Annotated in this window: 1 protein-coding gene and 1 pseudogene; one reads left to right on the plus strand and one right to left on the minus strand. The window is 64.8% G+C overall.

The window, feature by feature from the left end; all coding sequences use genetic code 11:
* Nucleotides 1-331, minus strand: a 331-nt coding sequence (locus G3436_RS21980) for an RNA polymerase sigma factor (RefSeq protein ID WP_163949423.1), incomplete at its 3' end; no start/stop codon positions are given.
* A gap of 229 nt (nucleotides 332-560) precedes the next feature.
* Here G3436_RS21980 and G3436_RS21985 point away from each other — a divergent pair.
* Nucleotides 561-1,774, plus strand: a pseudogene (locus G3436_RS21985) (MFS transporter).
* Nucleotides 1,775-1,901 lie beyond the last annotated feature (127 nt).

The following is a 1,901-nucleotide window of genomic DNA, read 5'->3' on the forward strand; positions in this document are numbered from 1 at the left end:
GCTCCAGGTGGTCGAGGGTGTTGCCGGCCACGGCGCTGCGCTCGGGGCCGGTGTCGGTATGCAGGTGCTCAAGGGCCTGCTCGTCGTTGACCCCGCGCACCTGATTGCGCCGGGCGTGGTCGATGCTCAGGTTGTTGGCGATGCGGTAGAGGAAGGCGCGCAGGTTGCCGACGTTGCCGCGTTCGCTGTGCATCAGGCGCACGAAGGCATCCTGCAACAGGTCGCGGGCGGTCTCCCGGCAGCGCACCCGACGGGTGAGAAAGGCCAGCAGCTCGTTGCGGTGGCGCTGGTAGAGCAGCGTCAGGCTTCGGTCTTGCTTGTTGTCGGGCATGGTCTTACCAGCAAGAGTTGGTGCAGGTGCTGGCCTCTTCGCTGGCAAGCCAGCTCCCACAGGGATCAACGCTGTCCTTGGGGGAGCTGGCGTGCCAGCGAAGGCCGCGCCGCAGACTAGCGTTACTGAGAATTATTAACAAGTAGCCGCCTGGCGTAAAAGAATAGTGCGCTTGCTAACTATTTCTGGATAATTGGATCCCACCCCAGCCCCGATGGACGTTTTTCCCATGGCCTTGAGTTCTGCCTCCTCCAGTACGCCCGCGGCCGCCGCCAGCCAGAGCAGCCCGCTGGTGATGCGCATTATTGCGGCCTGTGCATTGGCGCACTTGATCAACGACCTGATCCAGGCCGTGTTGCCGTCGATCTACCCGATGCTCAAGGCCAACTACGGGCTGAGTTTCACCCAGGTCGGGCTGATTACCCTGACCTTCCAGGTCACCGCCTCGCTGCTGCAGCCTGCCGTGGGGTTCTATACCGACCGGCGTCCGATGCCGAACCTGCTGCCGCTGGGTACGCTGTGCACCCTGGTAGGCATCCTGATGCTGGCCTTCGTCGGCAGCTTCCCGATGATCCTGCTGGCCGCCGCGCTGGTGGGCATCGGCTCCTCGACCTTCCACCCGGAAACCTCGCGCATCGCACGGCTGGCCTCGGGTGGCCGCTATGGCCTGGCGCAGTCGACGTTCCAGGTGGGCGGCAACGCAGGCTCGGCCTTCGGCCCGCTGCTGGCGGCCGCCATCATCATCCCGTTCGGGCAGGGCAATGTGGCGTGGTTCGGCCTGTTCGCACTGTTTGCGGTGGTGGTGACCTATGGCCTGAGCCGCTGGTACCGCGAGCACCTCAACCTGTTCAAGGCCAAGGCCGGCCAGGCCGCCACCCACGGCCTCACGCGCGGGCGGGTGATCGGCGCGCTGGTGGTGCTGGGCCTGCTGGTGTTCTCCAAGTACTTCTACATGGCCAGCCTGACCAGCTACTACACCTTCTACCTGATCGAGAAATTCGACCTGTCGGTGGCCAGCTCCCAGCTGTACCTGTTCCTGTTCCTGGGCGCGGTGGCGGCCGGCACCTTCTTCGGCGGCCGATCGGTGATCGCATCGGGCGCAAGGCGGTGATCTGGTTCTCGATCCTCGGCGTGGCGCCGTTCACCCTGGCGCTGCCGTACGCCGACCTGTTCTGGACCAGCGTGCTGAGCGTGATCATCGGCTTCATCCTGGCGTCGGCATTCTCGGCCATCGTGGTGTACGCCCAGGAACTGGTGCCGGGCAACGTGGGCATGATCGCGGGGATCTTCTTCGGCCTGATGTTCGGCTTTGGTGGCATTGGTGCGGCGCTGCTGGGCTACCTGGCGGATATCCACGGCATCGAGTACGTCTACACGCTGTGCTCGTTCCTGCCGCTGTTCGGCCTGCTGGCGATTCTGCTGCCGTCCACGCGCAAGCGCTGATACGCGCGCGGCCCTAGCGGTGACGATGGCGTCACCGTGAACATGCCGGTACGGGGGGAATGAACTGGGTAGATGCTCGGACGATGCGGCAAACCCTCGTCCATGGTGGTGCGAGGTTAGCACGGCG

It is taken from the genome of Pseudomonas brassicae (assembly GCF_010671725.1).
GTDB lineage: Bacteria > Pseudomonadota > Gammaproteobacteria > Pseudomonadales > Pseudomonadaceae > Aquipseudomonas > Aquipseudomonas brassicae.